General features: G+C 54.0%; 20 protein-coding genes and 1 pseudogene. 10 read left to right on the top strand and 11 right to left on the bottom strand.

Annotated elements, in window-relative coordinates:
• Window positions 1-24: 24 nt before the first annotated feature.
• The 3 genes from rhsD to ybbA all read right to left on the bottom strand — a co-directional run bounded on the left by rhsD (window position 25) and on the right by ybbA (window position 7833).
• Window positions 25-4305 (bottom strand): rhs element protein RhsD, encoded by a 4281-nt coding sequence (gene rhsD, locus KXD89_RS16315; RefSeq protein WP_046607490.1) that lies wholly within the window; start codon window positions 4303-4305, stop codon window positions 25-27.
• A gap of 430 nt (window positions 4306-4735) precedes the next feature.
• Entirely contained in the window at window positions 4736-7150 is a 2415-nt protein-coding gene (gene ybbP, locus KXD89_RS16320; RefSeq protein WP_000561872.1) for a putative ABC transporter permease subunit YbbP, read from the bottom strand.
• The gene (ybbA, locus tag KXD89_RS16325; protein ID WP_001110573.1) at window positions 7147-7833 is read right to left on the bottom strand and encodes a putative ABC transporter ATP-binding protein YbbA; all 687 of its coding nucleotides are present in this window, start codon (window positions 7831-7833) and stop codon (window positions 7147-7149) included. Before ybbA ends, ybbP begins: the two co-directional genes overlap by 4 nt.
• Between ybbA and tesA the strand changes: the two genes are divergently transcribed.
• The 3 genes from tesA to cnoX are packed head-to-tail and all read left to right on the top strand — an operon-like array spanning window position 7804 to window position 10141.
• Window positions 7804-8427, top strand: coding sequence for a multifunctional acyl-CoA thioesterase I/protease I/lysophospholipase L1 (gene tesA, locus KXD89_RS16330; protein WP_001295836.1), 624 nt, complete (start codon window positions 7804-7806; stop codon window positions 8425-8427). The genes ybbA and tesA overlap by 30 nt on opposite strands.
• Complete coding sequence (gene ybbO / locus KXD89_RS16335; protein WP_000148959.1) at window positions 8417-9226, top strand: NADP(+)-dependent aldehyde reductase; 810 nt, start codon at window positions 8417-8419, stop codon at window positions 9224-9226. Before tesA ends, ybbO begins: the two co-directional genes overlap by 11 nt.
• A 60-nt stretch (window positions 9227-9286) precedes the next feature.
• Window positions 9287-10141, top strand: a complete 855-nt coding sequence (gene cnoX / locus KXD89_RS16340; RefSeq protein WP_001300573.1) for a chaperedoxin — start codon at window positions 9287-9289, stop codon at window positions 10139-10141.
• 62 nt (window positions 10142-10203) lie between these two features.
• On the opposite strand, the gene fetB is transcribed toward cnoX, so the two are convergent.
• Both fetB and fetA read right to left on the bottom strand, forming a co-directional pair.
• Window positions 10204-10983: an iron export ABC transporter permease subunit FetB gene (gene fetB / locus KXD89_RS16345; RefSeq protein WP_001295323.1), complete on the bottom strand. Its 780-nt coding sequence runs from the start codon at window positions 10981-10983 to the stop codon at window positions 10204-10206.
• Window positions 10970-11647 carry an iron ABC transporter ATP-binding protein FetA gene (gene fetA / locus KXD89_RS16350; protein ID WP_001157540.1) on the bottom strand — a complete coding sequence of 226 codons (678 nt, stop codon included), beginning with the start codon at window positions 11645-11647 and terminating at the stop codon, window positions 10970-10972. Before fetA ends, fetB begins: the two co-directional genes overlap by 14 nt.
• Window positions 11648-11792: 145 nt before the next feature.
• On the opposite strand from fetA, the gene KXD89_RS16355 reads away from it, so the two are divergent.
• Both KXD89_RS16355 and KXD89_RS16360 read left to right on the top strand, forming a co-directional pair.
• A complete protein-coding gene (locus KXD89_RS16355) occupies window positions 11793-12710 on the top strand; it encodes an SPFH domain-containing protein (RefSeq protein WP_000904502.1) in 918 nt (305 codons plus the stop codon).
• Window positions 12707-13165, top strand: coding sequence for an NfeD family protein (locus KXD89_RS16360; RefSeq protein ID WP_000970323.1), 459 nt, complete (start codon window positions 12707-12709; stop codon window positions 13163-13165). The genes KXD89_RS16355 and KXD89_RS16360 overlap by 4 nt, the downstream gene beginning before the upstream one ends.
• On the opposite strand, the gene cueR is transcribed toward KXD89_RS16360, so the two are convergent.
• The 4 genes and pseudogenes from cueR to glsA all read right to left on the bottom strand — a co-directional run bounded on the left by cueR (window position 13166) and on the right by glsA (window position 15925).
• Window positions 13166-13573, bottom strand: a complete 408-nt coding sequence (gene cueR, locus KXD89_RS16365; protein ID WP_001026747.1) for a Cu(I)-responsive transcriptional regulator — start codon at window positions 13571-13573, stop codon at window positions 13166-13168.
• A pseudogene (locus tag KXD89_RS22330) lies at window positions 13570-13667 on the bottom strand (hypothetical protein); the annotation flags it as partial. The pseudogene KXD89_RS22330 and the gene cueR, both read right to left, overlap by 4 nt.
• 30 nt (window positions 13668-13697) lie before the next feature.
• Window positions 13698-14990 (bottom strand): APC family permease, encoded by a 1293-nt coding sequence (locus tag KXD89_RS16370; RefSeq protein WP_000982172.1) that lies wholly within the window; start codon window positions 14988-14990, stop codon window positions 13698-13700.
• Window positions 14991-14992: 2 nt separating this feature from the next.
• A complete protein-coding gene (gene glsA / locus KXD89_RS16375; RefSeq protein ID WP_000883034.1) occupies window positions 14993-15925 on the bottom strand; it encodes a glutaminase A in 933 nt (310 codons plus the stop codon).
• 261 nt (window positions 15926-16186) lie between these two features.
• On the opposite strand from glsA, the gene copA reads away from it, so the two are divergent.
• Window positions 16187-18691, top strand: a complete 2505-nt coding sequence (gene copA / locus KXD89_RS16380) for a copper-exporting P-type ATPase CopA (RefSeq protein ID WP_000083955.1) — start codon at window positions 16187-16189, stop codon at window positions 18689-18691.
• A 315-nt stretch (window positions 18692-19006) separates the two neighbouring features.
• Here copA and KXD89_RS16385 read toward each other — a convergent pair whose 3' ends face one another.
• A complete protein-coding gene (locus KXD89_RS16385; RefSeq protein ID WP_000806442.1) occupies window positions 19007-19348 on the bottom strand; it encodes a HigA family addiction module antitoxin in 342 nt (113 codons plus the stop codon).
• 137 nt (window positions 19349-19485) lie between these two features.
• On the opposite strand from KXD89_RS16385, the gene KXD89_RS16390 reads away from it, so the two are divergent.
• On the top strand, window positions 19486-20280 hold the full coding sequence (locus tag KXD89_RS16390) for a TraB/GumN family protein (RefSeq protein WP_000365173.1): 795 nt from the start codon (window positions 19486-19488) through the stop codon (window positions 20278-20280).
• 203 nt (window positions 20281-20483) lie between these two features.
• Complete coding sequence (gene ybaK / locus KXD89_RS16395) at window positions 20484-20963, top strand: Cys-tRNA(Pro)/Cys-tRNA(Cys) deacylase YbaK (protein WP_000186631.1); 480 nt, start codon at window positions 20484-20486, stop codon at window positions 20961-20963.
• Window positions 20964-20999: 36 nt separating this feature from the next.
• Here the strand turns inward: ybaK and ushA are convergent, their stop codons facing one another.
• Entirely contained in the window at window positions 21000-22652 is a 1653-nt protein-coding gene (gene ushA / locus KXD89_RS16400; protein ID WP_000771748.1) for a bifunctional UDP-sugar hydrolase/5'-nucleotidase, read from the bottom strand.
• 217 nt (window positions 22653-22869) lie between these two features.
• Here ushA and fsr point away from each other — a divergent pair, with 217 nt between their 5' ends.
• Together fsr and ybaL are read left to right on the top strand one after the other, a co-directional pair.
• Entirely contained in the window at window positions 22870-24090 is a 1221-nt protein-coding gene (gene fsr / locus KXD89_RS16405; protein ID WP_001251608.1) for a fosmidomycin MFS transporter, read from the top strand.
• 237 nt (window positions 24091-24327) lie between these two features.
• Window positions 24328-26004 carry a YbaL family putative K(+) efflux transporter gene (gene ybaL, locus KXD89_RS16410; RefSeq protein WP_000546237.1) on the top strand — a complete coding sequence of 559 codons (1677 nt, stop codon included), beginning with the start codon at window positions 24328-24330 and terminating at the stop codon, window positions 26002-26004.
• Window positions 26005-26058 lie beyond the last annotated feature (54 nt).

Raw genomic sequence — 26058 nt, forward strand, 5'->3', positions numbered from 1 at the left:
GCCCCACTAATAAAAGCACTAAAATTAATCATGATACGGTATGCATACTGAACTCAATCCCGGGACACTATTTCTGATAAAAATATATTCTCCTTTATTATTAAGCGCCTCAAATCGTCCATCAGGTGTTGCGAGATAAAATGCTTCAAGATTATTATCTTTACTTCTTACAAGATTTTTATCGCTACTTGAAAAAAATTCATCAACATAATCGCCATGACTATCTGCACCGTGAGTATGATAAGCAGCAACTCTATCTGTACCTGTGGGACATTTTCTTTTCAGAGGATATGACTCCTTTCTTAAATTATCAGTTTCTGCCTTAGATGCAAAATATTTTCCATTAGTATCTTTACAGACAATACCAGAGTATTCCATATCATTACATAGAGATCTATTCTGCGTTTCTTTCAAAGCATCTAACGCAGCATCTGCAGTACTATCAAATTTACTTGGTCCTATTATACGTGAAAGAACACCACAAACTCCCCCCGTACATGCTCCAGATCTGGCATCATCCCAAGTCTGCAATAATCCCATAGGGTCAATTTGTTGTAGTGGATTTAAAGGATACTGATATAAATTCCATCCCCCTTTCAACCCCATCGGGTCCTGAGTAATATACCGCCCCTGCAACGGATCGTAGTACCGGTGACGGTTATAGTACAGCCCTGATTCCTCATCATGCTGCTGCCCTGGCAGACGGTACGGCTGATACACATGATGCGGGTTCTCCTCATTAAGCTGGTTGCCCCATTCATCATATTCCGCGCTCCACGCCGTATTGCCGTCTTCGCTGATAAGCGCCAGCGGCAGTCCCCGGTGGTCGCAGTGATAAAGATGAGCTTTTCGCGCCGGTGTGTATTCCGGCTCCACCTGTCTGGCCAGTTGCTCCACCGTCAGCCCGCACTGCGCAAGCCACGCCCGGCTTTCACTGCTCACGCGGTCTGCCCGGATTTCTTCCTCCAGCCTGTCCAGCAGCCGCACCAGTTCAGCCGGGAACACCACGCCGTGGCCGTTCTCACTCCCTTCCTGCTGGAGCGTCTCTGCCAGGCTGCGCCGCTGCGCTTTTTCCCGCTCGCCGTTCTCTGTCTCGACCCGGATGAGCGGCGTGAAGCTTCCCGGCTCGTATACCGTCTGGATACGTGTGGTGTCAGTCTGCACCGTCGTCAGCCTGTCTCCGTCCCAGCCATACCACGTCACCTCCGGTTTACGCGACAGCGACATCCACCCCGTCAGGTCACGCTCCCGCCGCCAGACCCGTTTTGCCATTCGCCGTCCCAGCGGGTCGTAGAGGTAGCGGCTCTCGACCAGTGGCTCGCCATGCTGTATCCGCGTGTAGAACACCAGGCGGTGCTGGCTGTCGTAGTGGTAGTGGTGGGTCCGCTCGTCGTCCGTCCGTATCACACCCGCCAGGATGCGGTCCGTCTTCTCCGTCAGCCTGCCGTATTCATCGTGGCGGTAGACATAGTGCGCATCCTCCGCGATGCGGTTATCCGGCCACACTGTGAGTGTACTGTCCGGGTGCAGCTCCGGGTCCGGCAGCCGGTTGCCCGCCGGGTCCGTGGCATACGGGATGCGGATGTCCAGGTCTGGTGCGAGGGTGCGCACACTCTCCAGCCTGCCCGTGGCGCTGTAGCCGTATTCCCGCGTCTGTCGCGGGCCGCTGATGCGCACCAGGTCGCCGTTGTCACTCCACCCGTAGTCACGGTCATATACCAGGCTGTTCAGGTGCTGGCTCTGTAACTGGCCTGCGGGGGTGTATGTGCTGGTCAGTTCGTATGCGGCATTACTGCCTGCCATGCTGCCGAAGCTGCGCACCGTCTCACGGTGCAGCCTGTCCCGCGTATACTCGACCAGCGGCGTCCCGCCCAGCTTCATTCCCGCCAGGTAACCGCTGCCATACGTCAGCCACTCCACCGGCGGCAGGCTGTCCGGCGTGACGCGGTTTGCCAGCCCCTGCTCGTTGTATGCGTGTTTCGTCTCATGCTGCCACAGCAGTTCCCCCGTCTCCGGGTTCTCCACCGTCTGGCATTCGCCGGTCAGGCGGCCTTTATCGTCATAGCCATAGTGGACGGCAACACGGTGGCCTTCGCTCAGGTGGCTGATGTCTGTCAGCCAGCCGTGGCCATCATACTGCCACTGCTCTGCCGGTTCGCCGTTCACCGTGCGGTGAGTGATACGGTCCGATTCATCGTAGTACCAGAGGATGACAAGTCCCTCATCCTCACTCTGTGTGAGTTTTCCGGTCAGGTCATAATGATAACGTTGCGTCCGCCCGTCAAAGCCGCCCTGCTGTACCAGCCGGTCCAGCGCATCGTAACTGAAGACGCTGTGGCTGCCGTTCTCGTTGGTCAGGCTGATGACACGTCCGGCAGCATCGTACTCCATACTGCGCGTCAGCCCGCCCTGCGTGGTGCTGACCGCCTTTCCCCACGCATCGTACTGTGTCTCGCTCCGGTTGCCGTCCGGGGTGATAACGGCAGTCAGGTCGCCTGCGGCGTTGTATTCATACCGCGTTTCACGGCCCTGTGCGTCTTTCACCGAGGTTAACCGGCCACGGTTGTCATAGCGGCGGTAAAGGCTGATGCCTTCCTCGCGGTGGACCGCCGTCATCTGGCCGAAGCGGTCGTATTCATAACGGGTCTGGTAGCCCGAGCAGTCGGTGAACGCCAGCAACTGCCCGTAGCGGCTCCAGGTCATCTGCCGGGTGCTGCCCGTCGCATCCGTTGTCGTCGCCGGTAACTCACTGTGCGCGTCATCGTAGCGGTAGCGTACTGTCTCCCCGCTGCGCGATGTCTCCGATACCAGCCTGCCCGGTTCATCATATTCCCGGCGGCTCTCCAGCCCGTCCGGGGACACCACCGCCGTCAGCTGGTTCCCGTCGTTATAGTAAAATTTCGTCTCCCGCCCGTCCGGTGTGGTGATGTCCGTGATATCGCCGGACACCACATTCAGACCGTACTCTGTCCTCCGTCCCGCCGCGTCCGTCTGCGCCGTGAGCCTTCCTGCCGCGTCATACCCGCTGCGCGTGACGCTGCCGTCCGCCAGTTCTTTTTTCACCACCCGTTTCAGCCCGGCCCCGCCTTCTGTATGCAGCACCTCACGCCGGTTCAGGCTGTCGGTGACGGTGATGCGGTCCTGCTCATAAAGATAGCGGTAGCTTAACCCTGCCGGGTTCAGTTGCTCCACCACCCGCCCCGTATCGTCGTAGCGGTAGCGCATCTCCGGCCTTCCCGCGTAACGGTGCGCCACCATCCGGCCCGGGTGCTGCGCGTCATACGTGAAAGCGCGCACCTGCGTATTGCTGCGGTCATATACCGCCAGCAGTTCACCGGCTTCCGTATACGTGTACCGCACCAGTGGCGCAGCGGGCAGGCTCTCCGGGTATGCCGGGTCGTGCATCAGCCACACCGCCGAAAGGCGGATACCCCTGTCGGGGCCGTATTCGGTACCGGGCAGTGTGTCGGGGAACGCTGAGGCTGAGAGAGGGCGGGAACTGTCAGAAGAAGATAGCGAAGAGGTGCGGGCCTCTTCCGCACGCTGCGCCTGCGTGGTCAGCACCAGACGGAACTCCCGCCCGGCACCGTCCGTCACGCCGGTGATTTCCCCGGCCAGGTCACCGGCGGCCTCACGCCGGTACGTCAGCGTCCGCCCGAAGCGGTCCGCCATCCCGGTAAGCACCCGGTACGGCGGCAGCGGCGCTGGCAGTACGTCCTCAGCACCCGGCACCCGCTCAGACCACCCCAGTATCCACCACGGCCCCTGTGCGCTGTTGGTCGCCAGGTAAAGATGCGGGCTTAACCGGATATCCGGCGGCAGCGCCCCCCACAGCCGCGCCAGCGTATGGCCGTCCGGCTGTGCTGCCTTACCACCGCGCACCAGCCACATTGACTCACTGCGGCTGTACACCGCCTCCCCCGGCAGCAGCGGCTCAAAGTGAATGCTCCGCCCGCCGTTGTCGTTGAGTATCAGTCCGTCATCACGTAGCTGTAAGCGGATATCAGAAGGCGCTTTCCAGCCGGGGCCGAAAACGCCCACCGGTGCAGGCGTCTTCGTCCGGTAGCTGCTGTAGGTGCGGGAGAGAATGAACGGCAGCGGGCCGGGCAGCGCAAGGTCCGTCTCGCCGGGCAGCACCTTCGCCCCCAGCAGCGGATTTACCGGGTTGCCCGAAGTCATCCCGCCCGGACACACCGAGCACGCCACGCCGGTGGGCGCGCCAATTCTTACACCTGCCGAACCCTGGACAATGGGACCGCCATACTGAGTCATATCTCCCTGACGCGCCGCTGGTTTTCCGCTCATATAAAGTGCCCTTTTAGTTATTGTTCATATCCCTGTGTTAGCAACAAAAAAAAATAAAATGACACACAAGACCAGCTAATGTATTTATATATTTTTCACATAAACTTATTTGTTCTCAATCAACAACAACTGTTATTACAGGTCACTTTCAATATTTTATTAAACTAACATTTTTAGCACAGATGAATTCATCATCAACAAATTCACTATATGGATAATATCCATTCAACGCATATGATTTATGATTTTATTAGTCTGAGTTATTTTTGTAGGGCTATATTTAAAATCAATAAACTCCACCGATTCAGATTAATATCAGCAATAGAAAGATAGGAAATCACCAATTCAATAACATCATCAATGAAACATATTGTAGAATTAATTTAAACAAGGCGTTCCATTCAACCAGAACGCCCCTTATTTACTCTCATCACCCCGCAAACTGCCTGAACAGCGCCTTACCCTTAACCAGTCGCGCACCCAGCCAGCCGCCGAAAAGCGACAGCAGCAGCGCTCCGCTGCACGGCAGAACAATCCACAATCGCCAGTCTGGCTCCCACGGAAAATCAAACACTTTCGCCTGCAACACTGCCAGCGCCGTTTCCGCACCAATTGCGGCCACCAGGCCGGAAACAAACCCAAGCATGGCGAACTCACACCACAACGTGGTACGCAGCAGTTTTTTCCCCGCACCGAGTGTGCGCCACACCACCAGCTCCTGATGACGCTGACGCATTCCCACCTGCACCTGTGCCAGCAACAGCAACATACCGCAGGCGGTGACCAGTACCACCATCACTTCCAGCGCCCGACTTACCTGCTCCAGCACCTGACCGACCTGTTTTAAAATCGCGCCAATATCTAACAGGCTAATGGTCGGGAACTGGCGGTTGAGTTGTGTCAACATGCCGTTGCCATTCTCCCAGCGGAAACTGGTAAGCCAGCTCTGCGGTTGCCCGTCTAATGCCCCTTCAGGGAAAATAAAATAGAAATTAGGCCGCAGACTTTCCCAGTCCACTTTGCGCAGGCTGGTCACTTTAGCGCGGAACTCCTGGGTATCGCCCATAAAAGTCACGGTATCACCGAGGGCAACGTTTAAGCGTTTCGCCAGCCCCTCTTCCATCGACACTTCATCGGCTTTTGGCGGCCAGTTACCGGCGACAATCGGATTATGATCGGGCCGCGTATTTTGCCAGGTAAGATTGAGTTCGCGGTTAAGCGCCTCATCTTCATTACCTTCTGTCGGCTTATCGTTAATCGCCGTCAGCCGCGCCCGCACCACCGGATAAAACGATTCCGGGACTATCTGATGTTCCGCGAGGAACGCTTTTAGCGGTGCTACCTGTTCTGTGGCGATGTTAATTAAAAAGTAGTTCGGGCTTTCTGGAGGTAGCTGCTGCTGCCAGCGGTCGAGCAGATCGCCACGCAACACCAGCAGCAGTGCCAGCAGCATAAAGGAGAGCGAAAATGCCGAAAGCTGACTTAACGTTGACCACGGCTGACGTAACAGGCGGCTAACCGCCAGGCGCAGAGGCAGCGATTTCAGCGTCATGCGGCGAAGTACATTCAGCAGCATCCAGCCCAGCACACCGCACAGCAAAGCCAGTACTACCGCGCCCGCCAGCACCGCCCAAAGCAGCATGCTGCCACCCATTAATCCGGCGAGCAGCAGCACAACCACCACACTGACAATCGGCAGATAAAACTTCAGCGGCCAGACGTTCGCTACCACATCATTACGTAATACGCGTAAAGGCTGCGTTGCCAGCAACAAGCGATATGGTCGTAGCCCCACCAGCAGCGAGATGACCGTCATGGTGCCAAGCGCCCACAGCCACGGCCAGAGGCTGGCTGGCGGTAGTGCAGCAGGCAGAACGGGCTTGAGCAGCACCATCAACACGTTTTCGAACAACAGGCCTATGGCCCCACCGGTAACGGCTGAAAGCGTCAGCACCATCAACCACTGACCGACGATTAGCTTACGCAGTTGCGCTCGCCCTGCCCCCAGCGTTTTGAGGATCGCCACCAGATCGTAGCGACTGCGACAGTAATGATTCATCGCTACCGCCACCGCTGCCACTGCCAGCAGCAAGGTCAGAAGCGCCGAAAGCAGCAGGAACTGTTGCGAGCGTTCCATCGATCGCCCCAGCGCGCCTTCGTCCTGTTCCAGACCGTACCAGCGTTGTTCGGGTTTAAGCTGAGGTAACAACCATTTCTCATAGCCGTCGAGCTGGTTCTCGTTGCCGCCGAATTTATAACGCCAGGTGACCCGACTCCCCGGCTGCACGGCTCCGGTTTTATCGACATCCGCCAGATTCATCATCAGACGCGGAGCCATCTGGAAGGGGTTAAAACCGGAATCCGGTTCCTGAATCACTTCTCCGGCAATCCGCAAGGTGGCATCGCCCACGTCAATGGTGTCGCCCGTTTTCAGGTTAAGCAGTGCCATCAGGCGTGGGGCCAGCAATACGCTGCCCGCCTGCGGTTTCAGGCCAGGGGGATTAGTTTGCAGATCGCCATACATCGGGTAGATATCATCCACCGCTTTGACGTTCGCCAGCTGCGGTGTGTCGCCTGCAAAGGTCATTGTGGCGAAAGTCAGCTGCTTGCCGACTTTCAGGCCGCGCTTTTGCGCTTCCTCCAGCCACGCTTGCGGCACTTCGCGTGAACTGCGCAACGCCCGATCGCCCGCCATAAACTCACGGCTTTGCTGGCTTAAGCCCTTCTCCATGCGATCGCTGATATTGCCCAGCGCCAGCACGCAGGCCACCGCCAGGCTTAGCGCCAGCCAGACAATTAATAGCGACGGCGAACGCCATTCGCGCCAGAACCAACGTGCAATCATGCTTCCTCCTGCAACTGCCCGTTCACCAGCCGTAAGCAGCGGTCGCAGCGTGCCGCCAGTTGCAGGTCGTGGGTCACCATAATCAACGTGGTGCCATGTTCACGGTTGAGGGAAAACAGCAGGTCGGCAATTTTATCGCCCGTCTGGCGGTCAAGGTTGCCGGTGGGTTCGTCGGCAAACAGCACATCAGGTCGACCATTAAAGGCTCGTGCCAGCGCCACTCGTTGCTGTTCACCGCCGGAAAGCTGTGCCGGAAGATGATCCAGACGTTTACCCAGCCCTAACTGTTCGAGCAACGCTTTCGCCCCGTTACGACTTTCCGCGCTACTCTCACCGCGCAGCAGAGCCGGAAGCTCGACGTTTTCCAGCGCGTTAAGGGTAGGAATTAACATAAATGACTGAAAAACAAAGCCGACGTGCTTCGCGCGCAACTTTGCCCGCGCTTCTTCGTCCATATTATGTAGCGGTTGTCCCACCAGACTCACTTCGCCACTGCTGCCGTCATCAAGCCCGGCGAGGATCGCCAGCAAGGTTGACTTACCCGATCCCGACTCGCCCACCAGTGCGATGGTCTCGCCACGTTTGACAACCAGCTCAACTCCGGTGAGGATGGAGAGTTCATGCTCCCCCTGACCGACGGACTTCTTAAGATGATGAACTTCAACAATGTTTTCCGCTGGCATTTGCCCTTCCTGTTCCTGGTCCTGTTAACCTTCCGTGCCGCCGCAGCGGACACGTTATTGATTCTGGGTGATAGCCTGAGCGCCGGGTATCGAATGTCTGCCAGCGCGGCCTGGCCTGCCTTGTTGAATGATAAGTGGCAGAGTAAAACGTCGGTAGTTAATGCCAGCATCAGCGGCGACACCTCGCAACAAGGACTGGCGCGCCTTCCGGCTCTGCTGAAACAGCATCAGCCGCGTTGGGTGCTGGTTGAACTGGGCGGCAATGACGGTTTGCGTGGTTTTCAGCCACAGCAAACCGAGCAAACGCTGCGCCAGATTTTGCAGGATGTCAAAGCCGCCAACGCTGAACCATTGTTAATGCAAATACGTCTGCCTGCAAACTATGGTCGCCGTTATAATGAAGCCTTTAGCGCCATTTACCCCAAACTCGCCAAAGAGTTTGATGTTCCGCTGCTGCCCTTTTTTATGGAAGAGGTCTACCTCAAGCCACAATGGATGCAGGATGACGGTATTCATCCCAACCGCGACGCCCAGCCGTTTATTGCCGACTGGATGGCGAAGCAGTTGCAGCCTTTAGTAAATCATGACTCATAAAGCAACGGAGATCCTGACAGGTAAAGTTATGCAAAAATCGGTCTTAATTACCGGATGTTCCAGTGGAATTGGCCTGGAAAGCGCGCTCGAATTAAAACGCCAGGGTTTTCATGTGCTGGCAGGTTGCCGGAAACCGGATGATGTTGAGCGCATGAACAGCATGGGATTTACCGGCGTGTTGATCGATCTGGATTCACCAGAAAGTGTTGATCGCGCAGCCGACGAGGTGATCGCCCTGACCGATAATTGTCTGTATGGGATCTTTAACAATGCCGGATTCGGCATGTATGGCCCCCTTTCCACCATCAGCCGTGCGCAGATGGAACAGCAGTTTTCCGCCAACTTTTTCGGCGCACACCAGCTCACCATGCGCCTGTTACCCGCGATGTTACCGCACGGTGAAGGGCGTATTGTGATGACATCATCGGTGATGGGATTAATCTCCACGCCGGGTCGTGGCGCTTACGCGGCCAGTAAATATGCGCTGGAGGCGTGGTCAGATGCACTGCGCATGGAGCTGCGCCACAGCGGAATTAAAGTCAGCCTGATCGAACCCGGTCCCATTCGTACTCGCTTCACCGACAACGTCAACCAGACGCAAAGTGATAAACCAGTCGAAAATCCCGGCATCGCCGCCCGCTTTACGTTGGGACCGGAAGCGGTGGTGGACAAAGTACGCCATGCTTTTATTAGCGAGAAGCCGAAGATGCGCTATCCGGTGACGCTGGTGACCTGGGCGGTAATGGTGCTTAAGCGCCTGCTGCCGGGGCGCGTGATGGACAAAATATTGCAGGGGTGAGTTGAAGCGCGCGCTTAAGCCCCCATGTCAAAGAAAATATCGACAACAGAGAGCGACTCCATGTCCGTAGAAAATATTGTCAACATTAACGAATCTAACCTGCAACAGGTTCTTGAACAGTCGATGACCACTCCGGTGCTGTTCTATTTTTGGTCTGAACGTAGCCAGCACTGTTTGCAGTTAACCCCAATTCTGGAAAGCCTCGCGGCGCAGTACAACGGGCAATTTATTCTGGCGAAGCTGGACTGCGACGCGGAGCAGATGATTGCCGCGCAGTTTGGTCTGCGTGCGATTCCGACCGTGTATCTGTTCCAGAACGGGCAACCGGTAGATGGCTTCCAGGGGCCGCAACCGGAAGAGGCGATCCGCGCCCTGCTGGATAAAGTGCTGCCGCGCGAAGAAGAGCTGAAAGCGCAGCAGGCGATGCAACTGATGCAGGAAAGCAATTACACCGATGCCCTGCCATTGCTGAAAGACGCCTGGCAGTTGTCGAATCAGAACGGGGAGATCGGCCTGCTGCTGGCAGAAACGCTGATTGCGCTGAACCGTTCTGAAGATGCGGAAGCGGTGCTGAAAACCATTCCGTTGCAGGATCAGGACACCCGCTACCAGGGGCTGGTGGCGCAAATCGAACTGCTGAAGCAGGCGGCTGATACGCCGGAAATTCAACAGTTGCAACAGCAGGTGGCGGAGAATCCAGAAGATGCCGCACTGGCGACGCAACTGGCGCTGCAACTGCATCAGGTTGGGCGCAATGAAGAGGCGCTGGAGTTGCTGTTCGGGCATCTGCGTAAAGATCTCACCGCCGCAGACGGTCAGACGCGTAAAACGTTCCAGGAGATCCTCGCTGCGCTGGGTACGGGTGATGCACTGGCGTCGAAGTATCGCCGCCAGCTGTATGCATTGTTGTATTGATATTCCGTTGATCGGCACATGAACCACAACGCCGGATGCGATGCTGCGCATCCGGCATCGCATCATTTCTTCTTCAATTGCGTCACCACCAACTGGTGGCGCGAATTATAAAACTTACGATAGGTTAAATAGCAGGCAATAATGGTCGACAAGCTGGCGGTTGAGAGCAGCATAAAGGTCACCATAATCTGATATTTAATCGCCTTCACCGGATCAATCCCGGCAAATATCAGCCCGGACATCATTCCTGGTAAACTCACTAAGCCAACCGTTTTTGCTGAATCGACCGTCGGAATTAAAGCCGCGCGAATACTGTCGCGAATCAATATCGCTGAAGCCTGCTTCGGCGTCGCACCAAGACTCAGTTTCTCCTGAATCTGTTGCTGTTCGCTAATGACCCGTTGCCCTAAATTGTTGTAACACAACCCCACCGCTACCATGGCGTTACCGGCAATCATCCCGGCGATAGGGATCACCTGCATCGGGATAAATTCAATCGACCCTGAGAGAATCAGCACCGCCAGGGTAATTCCCGCCCCGACCGTAATGGCAATAAACGATGAGATAAAAGCTTTAGCAATATATTTACTGCGTTTTTGCGCGTTCCACGCCGCATTAAAGCAGATAAATAACACCATCAATAATGTCAGGCTGGCATCATCCACGCTGAAAATATACTTCAGCACATAGCCGACAATAATCAGCTGAATTATCGCTCGCCCGACGCTCCAGAGAATATCTTTCTCCAGCGCCAGTTTTTCTTTATGGCTAATTAAGATTGCCACCACCACCAGCATTAATGCCAGTGCTAATGATTCGTTAGTAATATTATGCGAGTTCATAGCGTGCTTCCTGCATTTCTCCGGCATGCGGTTGCAGTGTAATCACTTTATCCGCATGATTAATTTCGTCTTTATCGTGTGTCACCCACAGCACGGCAATATTTTGCTCGCGCACATAACGATGGATCATCTCATTGACGTTATGTTTATTACTTTCATCCAGCGCACTGGTTATTTCATCCAGCAATAAAACCTTCGGCATAAATTGCAGGTTACGAATCAATGAGATGCGTTGTTTTTCACCACCAGATAGCTCGGCGATATTCTTCGTCAAAATGCTGTCCGGCAAGGCGAAGCGTTCGAGAAAATCGAGAAAAATGGCTGGGTCAGGCTGCCGGTTACGGATCTGCCAGGGAAAGATCAGATTATCGTATACCGTATCGCCAAACAGCGTCGGTGTCTGGGCGCAGTAAGAGACTTGTTGGCGGTAGATTTCTGGCTTTAGTGTGCTGACATCCTCACCTTCAAACAGTAACGTTCCGCTGGTTGGGCTGATCAATGAAGCAACTATTTTTAGCAGCGTACTTTTGCCACAACCAGAAGGACCGGTAATTAACTTAAATTCGCCAGCACGCAGCGAAAAATTGATGTTATTAAGAATCTTCGCATCACCCGCCAGATATCCTACGTTTTGTAGCTGAAGCAAAGGACTATTTTCCTGCATCGCTGTTCCCTTTTTCTGATTTTTACTAAAAACAGTTTATCCTTCGCAGGAATAAGGGGGAACTCTCTTTCAGTAATCAGGTATAATTTGTTTAATCAAGCAGCAATTTTGCTGATTATGGACGGTACAACAGGAGGTTTTTCCGATGCTTATCTTTATCCCGATTCTCATTTTTGTCGCGCTGGTCATTGTCGGCGCGGGTGTCAAAATCGTACCGCAGGGCTATCAGTGGACAGTAGAACGCTTTGGTCGCTATACCAAAACGTTACAGCCGGGGCTCAGTCTGGTGGTGCCGTTTATGGATCGCATTGGTCGCAAGATCAATATGATGGAGCAAGTGCTCGATATCCCTTCCCAGGAAGTTATCTCGAAAGATAACGCCAACGTTACCATCGACGCCGTGTGCTTTATTCAGGTGATTGACGCGCCGCGCGCGGCTTATGAAGTCAGCAATCTGGAGCTGGCGATCATCAACCTGACCATGACTAACATCCGTACCGTGCTGGGTTCAATGGAACTTGACGAAATGCTCTCTCAGCGCGACAGCATCAACTCACGCCTGCTGCGTATTGTCGATGAAGCCACCAACCCGTGGGGGATTAAAGTCACCCGTATTGAAATTCGCGACGTGCGCCCACCGGCAGAGCTTATCTCTTCAATGAACGCGCAGATGAAAGCGGAACGTACCAAACGCGCTTACATTCTTGAAGCGGAAGGGATCCGTCAGGCGGAAATCCTCAAAGCCGAAGGTGAAAAACAGTCGCAAATCCTGAAAGCGGAAGGCGAACGTCAGTCGGCGTTTTTACAGGCTGAAGCGCGTGAACGTTCCGCCGAAGCAGAAGCCCGCGCCACCAAAATGGTGTCTGAAGCTATCGCCTCCGGTGATATTCAGGCGGTGAACTACTTCGTAGCGCAGAAATACACCGAAGCGTTACAGCAGATCGGTTCCTCCAGTAACAGCAAAGTAGTGATGATGCCATTAGAGGCCAGCAGCCTGATGGGGTCGATTGCCGGGATTGCCGAGCTGGTGAAAGACAGCGCCAACAAACGGACTCAGCCATGATGGAGTTAATGGTCGTTCATCCACATATTTTCTGGCTCAGTCTCGGCGGTTTGCTGCTGGCAGCCGAGATGCTGGGCGGAAATGGTTATTTGTTGTGGAGCGGCGTGGCAGCGGTGATTACCGGCCTGGTGGTCTGGCTGGTGCCGCTGGGTTGGGAGTGGCAAGGGGTAATGTTTGCCATCCTGACGCTGCTCGCCGCCTGGCTGTGGTGGAAATGGTTGTCGCGGCGGGTGCGCGAACAAAAGCACAGCGATAGTCATTTAAACCAGCGCGGGCAGCAGCTGATTGGCCGACGTTTTGTGCTGGAATCTCCGCTGGTCAACGGGCGCGGTCATATGCGCGTCGGTGACAGTTCATGGCCTGTCAGCGCCAGCGAGGATCTCGGTGCAGGTACGCATGTTGAAGTCATTGCGATAGAAGGAATAACCCTACATATCCGAGCCGTCTCGTCTTAATCACCCTGCCCGATGATGACAGCAGCCGGAGAGATTTTCGATAATCGGGCAGTCGGCGCTGTCATCGCCAGGGCAGGCATTCGCCAGTGCCAGCAGCTGGTCGCGCATGGATTGCAGCTCCTCAATGTGTCGTTCGATCTCCGCCACCTTCTCCAGCGTGCGCCGTTTGACGTCGGCGCTGTGCCGCTGCGGGTCGTTAAACAGATTCACCAGCTCGCCGCTCTCTTCCAGGTTAAAGCCCACCTGCCGTGCCTGGCGCAGTAAGGTCAGTTCGTTGAGATGCTGCTGCGTGTAGGTGCGATAACCGTTTTCGCTGCGCATCGGCGGCGTCACCAGCCCCTTCTCTTCATAGAAGCGAATGGCTTTGCTGGTCAGGCCGGTAATTTTTGCTACATCGCTGATGTTCATCGTTCGCGCAACGCCTCCTGTGCTTTGTTAAAGGGTTTCAACAGATATTCAAGCACGTTTTTTTGCCAGTGCGAATATCGACCGCCACCACAATAATACAGGAAGTACTGCGCACAGAGAGATGTTATACGGTTTTATTGCGCTTCATGACCATTGCCACAATAAGGCTGAGTAAGAGTGAGCCAATAATCCATATCAACGCACGGCTACCCTGGGACCACAGACTGTAGATAAAGCCAACGATCACCAACAACATCACCAACGTACCAACGATAAGAATCGGCAACGAGGCGTGAATATCATGACGCAGGCGGATCGCCACCACAAACACCGCCAGGTAGCAAATCAAAAAGGTGGCGCTGGCAACGCTGGCGAGTGAGCCTAAATTCAGTGCCGCCGTCATCAGCATAATCAACACCACGACAATAATGTTGCCCCAGGTACTCTGCCGCCACAGGGATTTATTCATTAGCTTCGGCAGTTCGCGTTCGCTGCCCATGTTGTCCATGATGTTAAACACGGCGAACAGGTTCGCGTTAATGGCTGAAGCCGTCGCCAGTAAAGCGCCGATGACGACGATCACATAACCCACATGCCCGAGCAGCGGAGAAGCAGCCTGCGCTACGGCGGTATCGGCATATTTTTCTAACTCTAATGCCGATACATCGCTAAGCAAAACCAGTGCCAGCGAGATATAAAGCAACGTGGTAACGCCAATCGCCACCAGAAACGCCCGTGGCATAATGACCTGCGGATCTTTCACTTTATCCGCCGCGTTCGCCATCATGCCAAAGCCCGCATAGGCAAGGAAAGTTATCCCAATACAGGAGAAGAACGCACCGGAGCTGGGGGGCGCAGAGACGGAAATATGCGCCGGTTGCAGCGACCAGACACCGGCAATAATCAGCAATAACAGGATCATCATTTTAATGCCGACGAGGATCACTTCCAGCCGCCCTACCGCATGGTTGCTTAAGGAGTTGAAAAGCGTCATCACCGCAATGATCCCCAACGCGTAGAGCAAAATAAGGTGCTCCTCCTGGCTGCCTTCATGCAAAAACTGCACGGCATAAGCGCCAAAAGCACGGGCGACCATGGCGATGCTCACCGCCAGCGTCAACAGGTACAGTAACGAGAGCGCCAGCGAAAAGACGCCGTTGCCTAATCCGCGACGAAAGAAGTCGATAATGCCGCCATTGCTGGGATAGCTCGCCCCCAGACGCGCATAGGCATAACCGGAAAACATCGCCACAATACCGCCAAAAGCAAAGGCGACCCAGGTCGAGGCTTCCATTAGCAATGCAGCCTGCCCCAGCAGCGCGAAGATCCCCGCCCCCACCATTGCCCCAATGCCGATGGAAACGACGTTCCATAGACCGAGAGGTTTGTTACCGTTATTACCTTCCGTGTTCATCATGATCAGCCCTTAAACACGTTATAGCCGAGTTGCTTAGCGACCGATGCCACCATTTTTTGACCGCGAACACTGTTGCCATCTTCGTCCAGCGGTGGTGAGAACGCGGCAATTCCCATCACTCCAGGGACGACCGCCAGAATACCGCCACCTACACCGCTTTTGCCCGGTAAACCAACACGATACGCCCAGTCACCGGAGCGACCATACAGCCCTTCCATCATCATTTCGGCCAGAATGTACGGCACGTTGTCGGCCTGAAGAACGCGTTTATGCGTCAACGGATTCACACCACCTGCCGCCAGCGTCGCGCCAAGCGTTGCCAGTTCAATAGTATTGAGGAGCGTGGAGCACTGACGGGTATACACGTCACAGGCTTCCATTGCATCACAATAGAGATATCCGGCGGAGTACAGCAGCCAGGCTATGGCCCGGTTATGGAAGTTGGTTGTTTGTTCCGACTGGTTGACTTCGTCAGAGAGCGCTACCTGCTCGCCAGCCAGTTGCTGTTGGATATGTAAAATTCGCTGCCAGCGTTGTTCAACATTTTCAGCGTTAATCAGGCTGGTGGTGGCAATAGCGCCAGCATTTACCAGTGGCGAAAGCGGTTTGCCGCCATGCAACTCTAAGGCGATAACTGAGTTAAAGGGCAATCCGGTCGGGTCAGCGCCAATTTTGTCCTGTACCGCCTGCGGGCCGACATCTTCTAACGCAAGGGCTAACGTACAGACTTTCGAGATGGATTCCAGTGCAAAGCGGTAATCACTGTCACCCGCACTATAGACGTTGCCATCGCAGGTCACGATAGCCACTGCCGCCAGTTGACCTGGTACATTCGCCAGAAAGGGAATGTAATCGGCATTTTGTCCGCCGTTAAGTGAGTGAAATTGGGTGTAAGCCTGATCCACTGCCTGCTGTAATTTGTTTGCATCTAACATCTTTTGTTAACTCCTTTTTATAGATGCGGGAGGTAATTCCTCACCCCGGTGCCGATTTTCAGGCATCCTGATTTAACTTAGCACCCGCAACTTAACTACAGGAAAACAAAGAGATAAATGTCTAATCCTGATGCAAATCGAGCCGATTTTTTAATCTTTACGGACTTTTACCCGCCTGGTTTATTAATTTCTTGACCTTCCCCTTGCTGGAAGGTTTAACCTTTATCACAGCCAGTCAAAACTGTCTTAAAGGAGTGTTTTATGTCACAAACTATCGACCTGACCCTGGACGGCCTGTCCTGCGGTCACTGCGTTAAACGCGTGAAAGAAAGTCTTGAACAGCGTCCGGATGTTGAGCAGGCGGATGTGTCTATCACTGAAGCGCACGTTACCGGGACTGCCAGTGCAGAACAGCTGATCGAAACCATCAAACAAGCGGGTTATGACGCATCTGTAAGCCACCCAAAGGCTAAACCGCTGGCGGAGTCATCAATCCCGTCGGAAGCACTGACAGCGGTTTCTGAGGCGCTTCCGGCAGCGACCGCCGATGACGATGACAGCCAGCAGTTGCTGCTGAGCGGCATGAGCTGCGCCAGCTGTGTCACCCGCGTACAAAATGCGCTGCAAAGCGTACCGGGCGTCACTCAGGCACGGGTAAACCTGGCGGAGCGTACTGCGCTGGTGATGGGCAGTGCCTCCCCACAAGATTTAGTGCAGGCGGTGGAAAAAGCGGGCTACGGCGCGGAAGCGATTGAAGATGACGCTAAACGCCGCGAGCGCCAGCAAGAAACCGCCGTCGCTACGATGAAGCGCTTCCGCTGGCAGGCAATTGTCGCACTGGCGGTGGGTATCCCGGTGATGGTCTGGGGGATGATCGGCGATAACATGATGGTCACCGCTGACAACCGCAGCCTGTGGTTGGTTATCGGCCTGATAACCCTGGCAGTGATGGTTTTCGCCGGCGGCCATTTTTACCGCAGTGCATGGAAAAGCCTGCTGAACGGTGCGGCGACGATGGATACGCTGGTGGCGCTGGGTACTGGCGTGGCGTGGCTCTATTCGATGAGCGTCAACCTGTGGCCGCAGTGGTTCCCGATGGAAGCGCGACATCTTTATTACGAAGCCAGCGCGATGATTATCGGTCTGATCAATCTCGGCCATATGCTGGAAGCGCGCGCACGCCAGCGTTCTTCTAAGGCGCTGGAAAAGTTACTCGATTTAACCCCGCCGACGGCACGCCTGGTTACTGACGAAGGTGAAAAAAGCGTGCCTCTGGCAGAAGTGCAGCCAGGTATGTTGCTGCGCCTGACGACCGGCGATCGCGTGCCGGTAGATGGCGAGATTACCCAGGGCGAAGCATGGCTGGATGAAGCGATGCTGACGGGCGAACCAATCCCGCAGCAAAAAGGCGAAGGCGATAGCGTCCATGCCGGGACAGTGGTACAGGACGGCAGTGTGCTGTTTCGTGCCAGTGCGGTTGGCAGCCATACTACGCTGTCACGAATCATTCGCATGGTGCGCCAGGCCCAGAGCAGCAAGCCAGAAATCGGTCAGCTGGCGGATAAAATCTCAGCCGTATTTGTGCCGGTAGTGGTGGTTATTGCGCTTGTCAGTGCGGCAATCTGGTATTTCTTTGGTCCGGCACCGCAGATTGTCTATACCCTGGTGATTGCCACCACGGTACTGATTATTGCCTGTCCGTGTGCGCTGGGGCTGGCGACGCCGATGTCGATTATTTCCGGCGTCGGGCGGGCGGCTGAGTTTGGCGTGCTGGTGCGGGACGCTGACGCGCTGCAACGCGCCAGTACACTCGACACTGTAGTGTTCGATAAAACCGGGACGCTGACTGAAGGGAAGCCGCAGGTTGTCGCAGTGAAAACATTTGCTGATGTTGATGAAGCGCAGGCATTGCGTCTGGCGGCGGCACTGGAGCAAGGTTCCAGCCATCCGCTGGCACGAGCGATCCTCGATAAAGCAGGTGATATGCAGCTACCGCAGGTCAACGGTTTCCGCACATTGCGCGGGCTGGGCGTGAGCGGTGAAGCTGAAGGTCATGCGTTATTGCTGGGCAATCAGGCGCTGTTAAATGAGCAACAGGTTGGTACCAAAGCTATCGAAGCGGAGATTACTGCTCAGGCATCGCAAGGGGCAACGCCTGTGCTGCTGGCGGTTGACGGGAAAGCGGTAGCCCTGCTGGCAGTACGCGATCCGTTGCGTAGTGATAGCGTGGCGGCGCTGCAACGCCTGCATAAAGCGGGATATCGTCTGGTGATGTTGACCGGGGATAACCCAACCACCGCCAATGCGATCGCCAAAGAAGCAGGGATTGATGAGGTGATCGCCGGGGTGCTGCCGGACGGTAAAGCCGAAGCGATCAAACATCTGCAAAGTGAAGGACGTCAGGTGGCAATGGTGGGCGACGGCATTAACGACGCGCCAGCGCTGGCTCAGGCGGATGTCGGCATTGCGATGGGTGGCGGCAGTGATGTTGCCATTGAAACCGCGGCGATTACCCTGATGCGCCATAGCCTGATGGGCGTTGCGGATGCGCTCGCTATTTCCCGCGCAACGCTGCACAACATGAAGCAGAACCTGCTCGGTGCGTTTATCTACAACAGTATCGGTATTCCGGTCGCCGCCGGTATTTTGTGGCCGTTCACTGGAACACTGCTTAACCCGGTAGTTGCCGGAGCGGCAATGGCGCTCTCGTCGATTACCGTAGTGAGTAACGCCAACCGGTTGCTGCGGTTTAAACCGAAGGAATAAGTACATCATTGCGGATGCGCTGCTTTAGGGTGGCGCATTTGGCATCGACGCATGACTGCCGGATGCGGCGTAAACGCCTTATCCGGCCTACGGTTCAGGCACAGGTTTGTAGGCCTGATAAGACGCGTAAGCGTCGCATCAGGCAATGGTGCTCGGATGCCGGATGCGGCGTAAACGCCTTATCCGGCCTACGGTTCAGGCACAAGTTTGTAGGCCTGATAAGACGGGTAAGCGTCGCATCAGGCAATGGTGCTCGGATGCCGGATGCGGCGTGAACGCCTTATCCGGCCTACGAGATGAAGCGATGTTTTGGCCTTACGCGACCTTTTTTGCACGCTCTTCACGGCGTGCCAAATATTCAGCCACTGTTTCAATCCGTCCCAATTCTTCCTGGGTGCGCATGTTGTTTTCAACTTCCCAAAGATCAACCGCCGCCTGGAGGTTTAGCCAAAAATCGACTGTGGTATCAAAAACTTTCGCCAGACGAAATGCCATCTCAGTAGTGAGTTTACGATTGTTATTGATCAGTGCACTGACGCTATTACGATGAACATGCAGCAACTCTGCTAACTCATTGATTTTCAAATCGAGCGGTTCCAGATATTCATAGAGAAGAATATCTCCGGGTGTCGTCGGTTTTCTTGTTGCCTGTTTCATGGTTTTTAACTGTTGCTTCCTTGTGAATAGCGATGCAAGAACATACTGAATCATACAAACACATTAAACAAGTCTCCAACTCCATTTGCGCCATCCCTCACCGCGCGCTAGCATGATATTTCACAAAGGGAGGTCGTATGGATCTGTTGTACCGGGTAAAAACGCTTTGGGCCGCGCTGCGCGGTAATCATTACACCTGGCCTGCCATCGATATCACCCTCCCCGGCAATCGCCATTTTCATCTGATTGGCAGTATTCATATGGGTAGCCACGATATGGCTCCCCTGCCCACCCGTTTGCTCAAAAAGCTCAAAAACGCCGATGCGCTGATCGTCGAGGCGGATGTTTCCACCAGCGATACGCCTTTTGCTAATTTGCCTGCCTGCGAGGCGCTGGAAGAGCGCATTAGCGAGGAGCAACTCCAAAACCTGCAGCACATTAGCCAGGAGATGGGCATTTCTCCCTCACTCTTTTCTACCCAACCGCTGTGGCAAATCGCGATGGTTCTTCAGGCGACGCAGGCACAAAAACTGGGGCTGCGGGCAGAATACGGTATCGATTACCAGCTATTGCAGGCGGCGAAGCAACAACATAAACCCGTGATTGAACTGGAAGGGGCTGAAAACCAGATTGCCATGTTGCTCCAGCTCCCTGACAAAGGACTGGCGCTGCTGGACGATACGCTGACCCACTGGCATACCAACGCACGGTTGCTGCAACAAATGATGAGCTGGTGGCTGAATGCACCGCCGCAAAATAATGATATAACGCTGCCCAATACGTTCAGTCAGTCGCTGTACGATGTGCTGATGCATCAGCGAAATCTCGCCTGGCGGGATAAATTACGCGCCATGCCGCCGGGGCGATATGTGGTCGCGGTCGGTGCACTACACCTGTATGGAGAAGGGAATTTGCCGCAAATGTTGCGCTAAAAAAATGGCCAATATCGCTATTGGCCCGTCAAAGAGGAATTTCATTTTTTTATTATTATGCCGTCACTTTAAGCGACGGTGTAACTCGATTGTCGCTCAATCTCACCATCCTGCCAATACTCTTAGGCAAGATGACTCTTTTTTTTGGACCGCCATCAGGCGTATGCTTGCTTCGTTTTTTTGTTTAAGGCAGGAAAATTACCATGACACCCGCAGTTAAATTACTCGAAAAAAACAAGATTTCGTTTCAAATCCATACCTACGAGCACGATCCGGCTGAAACCAATTTTGGCGATGAAGTCGTCAAAAAATTAGGTTTGAATCCGGATCAGGTCTACAAAACGCTGCTGGTGGCAGTGAACGGTGATATGAAACACCTTGCCGTGGCCGTTACGCCGGTCGCAGGTCAACTGGATCTTAAAAAAGTAGCAAAAGCGCTGGGTGCCAAGAAAGTTGAGATGGCCGATCCGATGGTCGCGCAGCGTTCGACGGGATACCTGGTTGGGGGGATTAGCCCACTGGGGCAGAAAAAACGTCTGCCAACGATTATCGACGCCCCCGCACAAGAATTTGCCACTATTTATGTTTCCGGCGGCAAGCGCGGACTGGATATCGAACTGGCGGCAGGCGATCTGGCAAAGATCCTCGATGCCAAATTTGCTGATATCGCCCGCCGCGATTAAGCATTGTGCCGGATGCAAACATCCGGCACTTTCGGATTACTGCCAGCTCACCTCACCTTTCGGTTCATAAACACTCACATCCAGCGGCGAGCTTTTCTGGATATACGCTTTCAGCACTTCGGCATCAATAAAGCCGGTATTCACATAGCCCGGTTTGTTATCAAGGCGCGGATATCCATCACCGCCGGTGGCATTGAAGTTTAATGTCGCCATACGGTAAGTTTTCGCCGGATCGACCGGTTCGCCTTTGATTTTAAGGTCGTTCAGTTTGCCGTCTTTCGCCACAAAGCTAACGTTGGCAAATTGCGGGTAGGCACCTGAATCTGGCTTCATCTGCGCGACGGCGGTCAGGTAATCAATCACCTCTTTACCGGTCATGTCGGCATACACCACCACATTGCCGAATGGCTGCACTTTCAGCACGTTTTTATAGCTGATATCGCCTGCTTCGATAGAATCACGAATTCCGCCTCCGCTCATCACCGCAAAGTCGGCACCAGTGCGATCCATTTGGGCTGCCAGAATCAACCGCCCCATATTGGTCTGTACAAAACGCACTTTGTCACGATCGCCTTCCAGACGACCATTGGTTTCGCCTATTTTCACTTCCAGCTGCGCTTTGCCTTTGTTCTGGAACGGTGATAACAGCGAGATCATTTGCTGGTTTTCAGCGATTTCAGGAGTGTAAAGCACGCGCTCGCTTTTCCCGTCTTCCCAGGTCACTTTCTTCTTCAGGTTCACCGGAATCAGCTGGTAGTTAACCATTTTCATTTCGCCATTACGAAACTCAAAATCAGCCCGTCCCACGTATTTGCCCCACTCATGCGCCTGCACAATCCAGATGCCGTTTTGTTGATCTGGTTTGCATGGCGTACCCGGCACGTAATCGACCTGTTTTTTGTTTTCTGCCGCCATGCAGACCGGATCTTGCGAGTGACCACCGACGATCATCGCCAGCGATCCGGCAGGCAGCGCGCGTGCCATCTCCACATCGCCCGGTGCGTTAGAGCCGTGCTCACCATTATCGTAATGCCCCATATGGGTCGCCGCGATAATAATGTCTGGCTTTTCTGTCTGTTGCAGCTCCTGAATCACCAGCTTCGCTTCATCGGCGGGCTTACGAAATTCGATATCAGTGAAGTATTCCGGGTTACCAATTTTTGCTGTGTCATCGGTTGTCAGCCCAATAACGGCAATTTTCAGATCCTGACGCTTAAACAGCGCCCACGGTTTAAACAGGCGCTCGCCAGTACTTTTCTGGTAGATATTCGCGGAAAGCAACGGGAACTTGGCCCACTTTTCCTGCTGGCGTAATACGGTGAGCGGATTATCAAATTCATGATTACCGATCGCCATCGCGTCATAGCCCACCAGATTCATACCGCGAAAATCAGGTTCGGCATCCTGTAAGTCAGACTCGGGCACGCCAGTGTTAATGTCGCCACCGGAAAGTAGCAGCACGCTACCGCCTTCAGCCGCAACCTCTTTGCGGATACCATCCACCAGCGTTTTTTGCGCCGCCAGACCATATTCGCCATATTCATTGCGCCAAAAATGCCCATGATGATCATTGGTATGCAGAACTGTAATTTTGTAGGTTTTATCCTGCTCATACGCCAGAGCAGTTTCACTCGCCAGTGTAAATGTGGTTAACAGCGCTAACGCCACGCCCCGCTGCAATAATTTCATACTTCTCTCCCTGACCTGATTTCAACGTGTTGAAAAATAGTATGACGCGACATCATAGACAAGTCTGCGTCCGGTGAAGATAAATCTGCATCCAGATTAGAAATTCTGTATTCGGCGTTGAGACTTCCTTCAGACGACGCATACAGGTATGTTAGTCTGGTAATAATCACAAATAAGATCATTCTTTACATCGCAACCCTGAAAAAGTGACTTTCCTATGGCAATGAGTGAACAACCCCAGCCTGTGGCGGGCGCGGCTGCGTCAACGACCAAGGCCCGAACATCGTTTGGTATTTTAGGTGCTATCAGCCTCTCACATCTGCTGAACGACATGATCCAATCGCTGATTCTGGCGATTTATCCGCTGCTTCAGTCAGAATTTTCTCTGACATTTATGCAGATTGGCATGATAACCCTCACCTTCCAGCTCGCCTCTTCGCTACTGCAACCAGTGGTCGGCTACTGGACCGATAAATATCCGATGCCATGGTCGTTGCCAATTGGCATGTGCTTTACCTTAAGCGGTCTGGTGCTGCTTGCGCTGGCGGGCAGTTTTGGCGCAGTTCTGCTGGCGGCGGCGCTGGTCGGTACCGGTTCATCGGTCTTTCATCCGGAATCTTCTCGCGTGGCCCGTATGGCTTCCGGCGGGCGGCATGGCCTGGCGCAATCTATCTTTCAGGTCGGCGGCAACTTTGGCAGTTCCCTGGGACCCTTGCTGGCGGCGGTGATTATCGCGCCTTATGGCAAAGGCAACGTTGCCTGGTTTGTGCTTGCGGCACTGCTGGCGATCGTGGTGTTGGCGCAAATCAGCCGTTGGTACTCGGCACAGCACCGAATGAATAAAGGAAAACCCAAAGCGACGATTATCAATCCACTGCCGCGCAATAAAGTTGTACTGGCGGTCAGCATTCTGTTAATCCTCATTTTCTCGAAATATTTCTATATGGCGAGCATCAGCAGCTATTACACCTTTTATCTGATGCAAAAATTCGGATTATCTATCCAGAATGCTCAGCTTCATCTGTTTGCCTTCCTGTTTGCCGTTGCGGCAGGTACGGTGATCGGCGGGCCTGTAGGGGATAAAATTGGGCGGAAATATGTGATTTGGGGCTCTATCCTCGGCGTTGCGCCGTTTACGCTGATTTTACCCTACGCCAGCCTGCACTGGACGGGGGTTTTAACGGTGATTATTGGATTTATCCTCGCTTCGGCATTCTCTGCCATTCTGGTCTACGCTCAGGAGCTGCTTCCAGGACGTATCGGTATGGTTTCTGGACTCTTTTTCGGTTTTGCTTTTGGCATGGGAGGTCTGGGAGCGGCAGTTCTGGGGCTTATCGCCGATCACACCAGCATCGAGTTAGTCTATAAAATCTGTGCTTTCCTGCCACTATTGGGGATGTTGACCATATTCCTGCCTGATAACCGGCATAAAGACTGATTTCATTGCAGCCAAAGGCAAACTTTGGCTGCATCGTTTTACAGTCGCCATAAGCCTTTCCTCTGTTAAACCGCCTTCTGTTTTCCGATCCGTGCTTTTTTTGCAGCTAATTCCATTTTTCTGCAAAATTCAATAATTATTCATGAACATCATCAATGAAATTGTCATAAACTATTACCTGTAATTTTGGTTTTCCCGGCCAAAAATGGACAATAACCACCAGGAAAAGGAGACGGAATGCATCACGCCACCCCGCTTATCACCACCATTGTTGGCGGCCTTGTGCTCGCCTTTATCCTCGGCATGCTGGCCAATAAACTACGTATTTCTCCTCTGGTGGGATATCTGTTAGCGGGTGTGCTGGCAGGACCATTCACTCCGGGCTTTGTTGCCGATACCAAGCTTGCCCCGGAACTGGCTGAACTGGGCGTCATTCTGTTGATGTTTGGCGTCGGTTTGCACTTTTCGCTGAAGGATTTGATGGCGGTAAAGGCCATCGCCATTCCCGGTGCGATCGCCCAGATAGCCGTGGCGACGCTGCTGGGTATGGCGCTCTCTGCCGTGCTGGGCTGGTCGTTAATGACCGGTATCGTGTTCGGTTTATGTCTTTCCACCGCCAGTACCGTGGTGTTACTGCGCGCACTTGAAGAACGGCAATTAATTGACAGTCAGCGTGGGCAAATCGCCATCGGTTGGTTGATTGTGGAAGACCTGGTAATGGTTCTGACGCTGGTGTTGCTGCCCGCAGTGGCAGGAATGATGGAACAGGGCGATGTGGGCTTTGCCACTCTTGCAGTCGATATGGGGATCACCATCGGCAAAGTGATCGCATTTATCGCCATTATGATGCTGGTAGGTCGCCGTCTGGTGCCGTGGATTATGGCACGCAGCGCGGCAACCGGTTCTCGCGAGCTGTTTACCCTGTCGGTGCTGGCGCTGGCGTTAGGGGTTGCCTTTGGTGCGGTAGAGCTGTTTGATGTCTCCTTTGCACTCGGTGCGTTCTTTGCCGGGATGGTACTGAACGAGTCTGAACTGAGTCACCGTGCCGCCCACGATACGCTGCCATTGCGCGACGCGTTTGCGGTGCTGTTTTTTGTCTCCGTCGGGATGTTGTTTGATCCGTTAATTCTGATTCAGCAACCGCTGGCAGTGCTGGCGACGCTGGCGATTATTCTGTTTGGTAAGTCGTTAGCCGCATTTTTCCTGGTGCGACTGTTTGGTCACTCCCAACGTACGGCATTAACCATCGCCGCCAGCCTGGCGCAGATTGGTGAGTTCGCGTTTATCCTGGCGGGACTGGGAATGGCATTGAATTTACTGCCGCAGGCCGGACAAAACCTGGTACTGGCAGGGGCGATCCTGTCGATTATGCTCAACCCGGTACTGTTCGCACTACTGGAGAAATATCTGGCGAAGACCGAAACGCTGGAAGAGCAGACGCTGGAAGAGGCAATCGAAGAAGAGAAGCAGATCCCAGTGGATATTTGCAACCATGCGCTACTGGTGGGTTACGGTCGTGTAGGCAGCCTGCTGGGGGAGAAATTGCTCGCCTCTGATATTCCGCTGGTGGTGATTGAGACGTCACGAACCCGTGTTGATGAGCTGCGAGAGCGCGGGGTCCGCGCAGTATTGGGCAATGCGGCGAACGAAGAAATTATGCAACTGGCGCATCTGGAATGTGCAAAATGGCTGATCCTGACGATTCCCAACGGTTATGAAGCGGGTGAGATTGTGGCATCTGCCCGCGCGAAAAATCCGGATATTGAGATTATTGCCCGCGCCCATTATGACGATGAAGTGGCGTATATCACCGAACGTGGTGCGAATCAGGTAGTGATGGGCGAGCGTGAAATCGCCCGTACCATGCTGGAACTGCTGGAAACGCCACCGGCGGGTGAGGTGGTGACGGGGTAAACGGTGGTTGCCGGATGTAAAATATGAAAAATATGTAGGCATGATAAGACGCGC

This window comes from Escherichia sp. TC-EC600-tetX4 (assembly GCF_019356055.1).
Classification (GTDB): domain Bacteria; phylum Pseudomonadota; class Gammaproteobacteria; order Enterobacterales; family Enterobacteriaceae.